This window comes from Nostoc sp. C057 (assembly GCF_013393925.1).
GTDB lineage: Bacteria > Cyanobacteriota > Cyanobacteriia > Cyanobacteriales > Nostocaceae > Nostoc > Nostoc muscorum_A.
This window is the reverse complement of the sequence record NZ_CP040281.1, coordinates 6,111,330-6,118,683: the sequence shown is the minus strand read 5'-3', so window position 1 is coordinate 6,118,683 and position 7,354 is coordinate 6,111,330. Positions and strand designations below refer to the sequence as shown.

The window sequence follows — 7,354 nt, the reverse complement described above, 5'->3', positions numbered from 1 at the left end:
TTCTTACCTTTTCTTTAGCCCACTATAAAATGATTCTGCAATAGGTATAATGGAAACTATTTCTATCAGAATTTCCGATGAAACCCTGCGTGATGGAGAACAACAAGCAGGCATCTTCTTCTCTTATCCAACTAAACAAAAACTTGCCTATTCCATTGCTCAAACGGGAGTCGATGGACTCGCTATCATGCCCAGTGTTTGTAAACAAGAAGAAGAATTAGTCAAATCATTAGTATTAGAGGGATTTGATAGTCTGCTCACTGCTTGTACCTTAATGGGAAAGGAGTACATTGATAAAGCAAAAATGTACGGAGTTAAGCGCATTATCCTTTTTTATGGTCTTTCCGATCGCCTGCTGTTTTTGCGAGATCCTCAGATCCGTTTGTTGAACGAGTTTAAAGGAAAAACCATTGATGACGATATCCCTAAAAAAGTAATCGAGATAATTCGCCAAAACGCCATTGATACAATTGTCGAAAATTTGCGCTATGCCACTAAGGTTGCTGGTCTTAGGGTAGACTTTGCCGCCGAGGATGCTTCAAGAGCTGATTTTGACTTTTTAGTGCAATGTATCCGCTCATGCAGCCCTTATATTGAAAACTTTTTACTTTGTGATACAGTCGGAGTCCTCACTCCAGAAAAGAGTTATATCTGGGTTAATGATCTGCTCCAACGTACAACAGGCGTTGCTTTCGGGGTACACTACCACAATGACATGGGCTTGGCTCTCGAAAATACTCTCCAGTCCGTTATGGCCGGAGCGACTTTAGTATCGGGTACATTTTCCGGGATTGGTGAGAGAGCCGGAAATGTTGCGATTGAGCAGGTATTAAATGGGTTGCGAGTCCGTTTTGGAATCGAAGTCAAAGGGATTAATTATGATGCGATCGCCACAGTGACTGATTACATTGATCAACTGGGAATTCGTCCTGCTCCCCCTTACTCTCAAACTGCTCAACGCCACGAATCAGGTATCCATGTCAATTCTTTGTTTAGCGATCCTCAAAGCTATGCTGCTTTGCGTTACAGCACTATAGAAGTTCTCTTCGGTAAATGGAGTGGAGTCAGCAATTTTCAATATCTATTTGAAAAGCAACTACAAAATCCCCAACCCAGAAATCAATATGAAAAAATGCGCTCAGTAATCAAATCTCTTGCTGTTGAGCAAGAACGTTATTTTACAGCCAACGAGGTATTAGAGTTATGGAAAAATGGGGTCTTTAAATAATCTATGTTCTCGTATAGTAGCTCGCTACTGTCATGGGATGGGAAAAAATATCCGCGAGCTACATCCTACAGCTAAAACATATAGACTTTGTTTGCACATTACTGTAAAACCCTAAAAGCATTGCAAAACAAAGAATGTAGTCAATATAGTAAAATACCAAAATTATTCAGTCAGCCTTAAGAGTCTTAACTGATTTCGAGAATATGCAATCTAAAACCGTTCATAATCAATCCCTAACCAATACCCCTTCAGCTTTTACTCAATTTTGGGAAGATATCAAAGCGATCGCAGGGCCTTACTGGTATCCCACAGAGGCATTGGGACGAGCATTTTCAGACGTGATTCGTGCATGGGGAATGCTCATCATCCTGATATTATTAATAATAATGCTTGTCGGTGTAACTGCCTTTAATAGTTTTGTTAGCCGCTATTTGCTAGATATCATTACTGAAGAAAAAGATTTTAATGAATTTATTAATACATTATTAGTTTATGGTGCTGCCCTTATATGCGTAACACTCTTAGTAGGATTTTCTAAATTTGTTAGAAAAAAAATCGCTCTTGATTGGTATGAATGGCTAAATAATCATGTTTTAGAAAAATATTTAAGCAATCGTGCCTATTATAAAATCAATTTCAAATCCGATATTGATAATCCAGATCAACGAATATCCCAAGAAATTGAACCTTTAATCAGAAATGCTCTCACGTTTTCGGCTACTTTTCTAGAAAAAGTGCTGGAGATGGCAACTTTTTTAATAATTATCTGGTCTCTCTCCCAATTTGTTGCAGTTGTATTGGTTGTTTATACGATAATAGGCAATTTAATTGCTGTTTATTTGGCTCAAGAATTGAATAAGATTAAACAAGAGGAACTCGAATTTGATGCAAACTATGCTTATAGCCTGACTCATGTACGTAATCACGCTGAATCAATAGCTTTCTTTCAGGGAGAAAAAAAAGAATTAAATATAATCCAGCAAAGATTTAATAATATTATTCAAAGTGCTAAACGCAAGATTAATTGGGAGTTAACTCAGGATATTTTTAACAGAGGATATCAGGCGGCTATCCAAATATTTCCATTTATAGTATTCGGGCCTTTACAGATTAGAGGTGAAATTGAATTTGGAGAAATTGCTCAAGCCAGTTTAGCTTGTAATTTGTTTGCTACTGCTATGGCAGAATTAATTAGAGAATTTGCAACTTCGGGACGATTTTCTAGTTACGTTCAACGTTTGGGTGAGTTTACAGATGCTTTAGAATTTGTTACCAAAGAACCAGAGAAAGTAAGTACTATTAAAACAATAGAAGAAAACCATCTCGCTTTTGAGAATATCACTTTACAAACACCCAACTATGAACAGGTGATTGTTGAAGATTTATCACTTTCTGTTCAACCTGGAGAAGGCTTATTGATTGTTGGGCCTAGTGGTCGAGGTAAAAGCTCTCTATTGAGAGCGATCGCTGGCTTGTGGAATGCAGGTACTGGTCGTCTGGTACGACCTCCATTAGAAGAAGTGTTATTTTTGCCCCAACGTCCTTATATAATTTTGGGAACTTTGCGTGAACAATTGCTCTATCCCAATACAACTCGTAAGATGACCGATGCAGAACTCAAAGAAGTTTTGCAACAAGTCAACCTACAAAACTTGTTGAGTCGAGTAGATGGCTTTGATACAGAAGTTCCTTGGGAGAACATATTATCACTAGGAGAACAACAACGCCTTGCATTTGCACGACTACTAATTACTCATCCTAGATTTACTATATTAGATGAAGCAACAAGTGCTTTAGATTTGAAAAATGAAGAGAGTTTATATCAACAGTTGCAAAACACAAAAACAACTTTTATCAGTGTGGGACATAGAGAAAGTTTATTTAATTATCATCAATGGGTTTTGGAACTATCAGGAGATTCTAGCTGGAAAATTATTAGCGTACAGGATTATCAACTACAAAAAGCAAAAGAAGCTGTCATTAATCTTCCTAAAAAGCCTGAAATTACAATAGATGTTTTACCCAACAATGAATCCCAAACTAAACCAGAAACATCTATTGAGATAGGTACAGTCGAAGGTCTTTCTCATAAAGAAATGCAGATATTAACAGACTGTAGCATTAACACCATCAGAAGTAAGGCTAGCCTTGGGAAGTCTATTACTGCTAATGATGGCTTTACCTACCGCTATGACAAAGACCCAAAGGTGTTGAAATGGGTAAGAGCTTAACGAATATTTTTACTTTTTAAAATCAAGGTCATGCTAACTAGACAGCAAAGACAACTAATTACTTACAAGACTATTTCCATTTATGAAAGAACCTATCAATTACCAGTTCTAAAAAATAATGCTGTAAAAATAGTTCAAAAAAAAATTAGAGAACGTCAAAGATTAATTAAAGAAGGCGTTCGATATAGTCATCAACTTGGCGGGATAATTAAGCGAAAAGAAGAAATTAGCCAAGGAGAAGTTTTTGAGGAAATCCAATTATTTATTAAAGATTACAGTCATATTATTGATTTTTTAGAAAATTATAAGGATAATTATCATAATTTTTTATTAAATCTTGCGGATGACTTAAAAGAATTATTTAAACAAAAATATTTGGCTATAAAAACCTTAGAAGACGAAAGAAGTAAATTAGAGCTAAAAAATCATAACAATCCGAAAATACTTGATGAGCTAACATGGGAAAAGCAAGAAAATCTCAAAGCAGTTTTGCTATTGAGTAATGCTTATTTCTTAATGCTAGAAAAAATAAAATTGCTTGGTGAAGGGATTAAAAATCTTGCAGAAGATACAAAAAATCAAAAAGAAGTTGTTCAACAAATAGTAAAAGATTTAGAAGTATATCAAGAGATTTACGAATATCAAAGAAAAGCCCATAAAATTCGTCAAGAAATAGCTAAAATTGCCCACACTGCAATCAACCTTGAAAATTCTTTACAAGAATACTTTAGTCCCTTTCAATCTTTAATAGATGAAGTCATAAAGGTAGATGAATATTTTTATGCAACTGTTGGAGATATTAAAAATTTAGGAGATAATATTTTAAAGCATCAATCAAACTTATTTAACCTGGAAAAAAACGAGGCTATTTCTGAAAGTTTTCTCGATTTTATGGTGACAAGTTATGAGAAAAAAGCCAGATTAAAAGATGCTTTTATTCAATCTCAATTATTAGATTGGCAAATCCATAATTTTGATTTGAGCGAAAATGGTGTCTTTTTAGATAAGGGCATTGATTTAATATCTAACTATATATCCACGCAACTAACAGATCAAAGAAAAGCGCTAGATATAGCAGAAGTAAATTTTGTCTCTACAGATTCTCTATCTCCTGTTGAAGAAACAGGATTGATAGGACTGACTAATAACAATGTTACGTTGCCAAAAACATTTCCCAGCAATAAAGGTATTGATTATACCCAATTGCGGTATCTCTTAGCACAACATCATTGGAAAGAGGCTGATATTGAAACCACTAAAATAATGCTAAAAGTCATGAGTAAAAATTATTGGAATGAAGTTTATAAAGAAGATATTGATAACTTTTCTTGTCAAGACCTTCACACTATCGATCAACTTTGGGATCAATATAGTTATGGCTATTTCGGCTTTACTGTTCAGCAAACTATCTGGAGCGAAATGGGTGGCCAGGTAGATTACGAAACAGAAAAAAGACTTGGCGATCGCCTTGGTTGGCGAACAGAGGGAAACTGGTTAGACTATGAGCAACTAACTTTTAAATTGTCCCCTATGACACCGATGGGACACTTGCCAGCTCAATGGTTACACTACGATCAACATAGTTTTGACTTATCCCCAAAATCATCTACAGAACACCTTTCAATGGGAGCTTGGCGGGTCAAGTCTTGGTTAGTTTGGCAGATGCATTTATTCTTTTCTCGTATAAAAACTTGTCACGAAACTTCCTTATGTGATAATCGCACATTTATTAAGAATAGGAAAAATTAGAGCTAAAGCTAATTTGAGGATAAACATGAGTAATAGTAAGCATTCTGATATAGAAATAGAAATTTTACTTTTTGGAAAATGGCGTTTTGATACGTCTTCCGAAAAAGTTACTATTGAATTTAAAGATGATATGACTTATGAACAAACCACGGTTCAAACATTGCTTTTCTCTAAACCGAAAGAACTTATAACAGGGAATAAATTTACTGGGGTATGGTACGTAAGTCAAAAAAAATTATATTTAAATGTTAAAACTATGCCAAAATCCTTTTTGAACTTAAGGATACCACTAGTTTTTAAGATATCCATTGCAGATATGATAGCTACTTTAAGTTCGGTACTTATGGTAGAAAATTATGAAGTTATGAGAATTAATAGTTCTAAATTTTTAATTAAGGATAAAGAACAATCAATTATTGGGACAAAAATAAATAATATTAATATTAGAAAATAACTTTATTTTGCTACTTTGGAGATGGGTACAGCGGGCTTAAATACGTTTTTTTTGATAAAATTAACTCTCAACTAAGATCCAATCACAATTACGGGCGGTAACATTTCTAAAACCGTAATGCTCAAATCAGGAAACTCTAAAGGTGAAATAGTCGCATCTTCTGCCAAAATCACTTCATTTTGATAGCCATCCTGAGTTGGTTCTCGAAAGACGTGCAATTGACGACTAACCACATCTAACACCCAATAATCTGTAATTCCCGCTTGCGAGTAGGCTTTAGCTTTGATTTCGCAGTCTAGTTTCAGGCTGCTATCTGCTACTTCAATAATCAGATAAACTTCTTTTGGAGTGGGATGGTGGTCTGCGTAGTCTAGTGGATCTACTTTAACGACAGCTATATCCGGTTCTGGTTCAGATCGTGCGTTTAACTTTACTGGGTCTTGAATACATACCCAAGCCCGATTTCTCAAACTATTTTGCAGTAATCTATCTGTTCTCCCCACTGCTGAACGATGGGCTGTCCCTTTAGCAATCATCCAAATAATCTTTCCTTCTAGGAGTTCTACTCGTTCATTTGCACCAAAAATCCCAGCCTCAGCCATCCGATGGTATTCTTCAACTGTCCACAGGCGAAGCCTTAACGTCGTTTCTGTGTTTTGCATGGCTTGTTTCGCAATTGTGAAAAGTAATTAATATTTTAGCCTGTTTTCCTTGACTTAAGAAAAATAGTATGATATCAGCAAGATATTTCGCTTTAGTCAACTTAACCTAAAATCGGCTGTTATAAACTAAACCGCATCTATAAAGTCAAAACCCGCGCAGGCGGGTTTCAGACTCTTGATTTAACCTTAGCCCAAATCGGTGTAACTCTTGTTTGTGTGCCCGTAACCTCTGCGAATTCTACTTGTTAAGGCTGCTAATCTTCTAAAATCTGGATTTCATCAAGTTGATTAATCACCACATCTGCACCTCGGACATTATCTGACTTACCCACCCAAGTGATACCAATACAACCTGCGGCTTTAGCATTACGTGCCATTTGCATATCGCCAACTGCATCACCTACCATCAAGGTAGCACCTGGTTCAACTCCCAATGCTTCGCAAGCTTGCAAAAATAGGACTGGATCTGGTTTGCTCGGTCCCTCATCTACTCCCATTTTTAACTGGATATAATCGCTTAATTGGTGATGCGCTACAAACTTATTTACTTCATCGGTTGTTGCCGCTGAGAGGATACCGAGTTTTAAGCCTCCTTTGCGTAAGTATTTCAACAAGTCTAAGCTACCCACAAATAGCGGTGAAGGAGTTTGTTCGATGTATTTTTCTGCTTCATCCAAAGCTTGACGGGCTATTTTTAAGGACTCAAACCATCCTTTCCCTGTTTCGGCAATATATGCCGCAGCCGCAACTTCTGTTTCGCGGCGACTCGCTACCGATATTAAGCCTGCCGGATCTAGAAGATTGCCATTGATGCCAAATGCCATTAATAGGGGTTCCCCAGTTCCAGGGATTTGAGCATCTATTAATCTTGTTGCCTTTTGTGCGAGCGATCGCAAATACGTTTCTGAATCTTCTAGAGTACCGTTTTTGTCAAACAAAATTGCCTGAATATTATCAAAAGTGATTTTTCTACATTTAATAGTTGCCACAATATTTCACCCCACTTATTTAGTCAGAAGTTATGAGTTTT

The 7,354-nt window shown here is 36.2% G+C and carries 6 protein-coding genes; 4 read left to right on the top strand and 2 right to left on the bottom strand.

The features are described 5' to 3' along the window. The first annotated feature begins 49 nt into the window (after window positions 1-49). The 4 genes from FD724_RS26300 (at window position 50) to FD724_RS26285 (ending at window position 5,662) form a co-directional block, all read left to right on the top strand. Window positions 50-1,228, top strand: a complete 1,179-nt coding sequence (locus FD724_RS26300) for a 2-isopropylmalate synthase (protein ID WP_179074625.1) — start codon at window positions 50-52, stop codon at window positions 1,226-1,228. Window positions 1,229-1,431: 203 nt separating this feature from the next. Further along, window positions 1,432-3,459: an ABC transporter ATP-binding protein/permease gene (locus FD724_RS26295; RefSeq protein WP_179074624.1), complete on the top strand. Its 2,028-nt coding sequence runs from the start codon at window positions 1,432-1,434 to the stop codon at window positions 3,457-3,459. A gap of 30 nt (window positions 3,460-3,489) precedes the next feature. Next, window positions 3,490-5,208, top strand: coding sequence for a GUN4 domain-containing protein (locus FD724_RS26290; RefSeq protein WP_179074623.1), 1,719 nt, complete (start codon window positions 3,490-3,492; stop codon window positions 5,206-5,208). Window positions 5,209-5,233: 25 nt separating this feature from the next. Next, window positions 5,234-5,662: a hypothetical protein gene (locus tag FD724_RS26285; protein WP_179074622.1), complete on the top strand. Its 429-nt coding sequence runs from the start codon at window positions 5,234-5,236 to the stop codon at window positions 5,660-5,662. 71 nt (window positions 5,663-5,733) lie between these two features. On the opposite strand, the gene FD724_RS26280 is transcribed toward FD724_RS26285, so the two are convergent. Beyond that, the gene (locus tag FD724_RS26280; protein ID WP_179074621.1) at window positions 5,734-6,324 is read right to left on the bottom strand and encodes a Uma2 family endonuclease; all 591 of its coding nucleotides are present in this window, start codon (window positions 6,322-6,324) and stop codon (window positions 5,734-5,736) included. Window positions 6,325-6,578: 254 nt separating this feature from the next. Continuing rightward, window positions 6,579-7,313, bottom strand: coding sequence for an HAD family hydrolase (locus FD724_RS26275; protein WP_114081686.1), 735 nt, complete (start codon window positions 7,311-7,313; stop codon window positions 6,579-6,581). Window positions 7,314-7,354: the final 41 nt, after the last annotated feature.

Bases quoted from the DNA above. Each gene is read 5' to 3' on its own strand.
- FD724_RS26300 (WP_179074625.1), top strand. From the start codon at position 50: ATGGAAACTATTTCTATCAGAATTTCCGATGAAACCCTGCGTGATGGA.
- FD724_RS26295 (WP_179074624.1), top strand. From the start codon at position 1,432: ATGCAATCTAAAACCGTTCATAATCAATCCCTAACCAATACCCCTTCA.
- FD724_RS26290 (WP_179074623.1), top strand. From the start codon at position 3,490: ATGCTAACTAGACAGCAAAGACAACTAATTACTTACAAGACTATTTCC.
- FD724_RS26285 (WP_179074622.1), top strand. From the start codon at position 5,234: ATGAGTAATAGTAAGCATTCTGATATAGAAATAGAAATTTTACTTTTT.
- FD724_RS26280 (WP_179074621.1), bottom strand. From the start codon at position 6,324: ATGCAAAACACAGAAACGACGTTAAGGCTTCGCCTGTGGACAGTTGAA.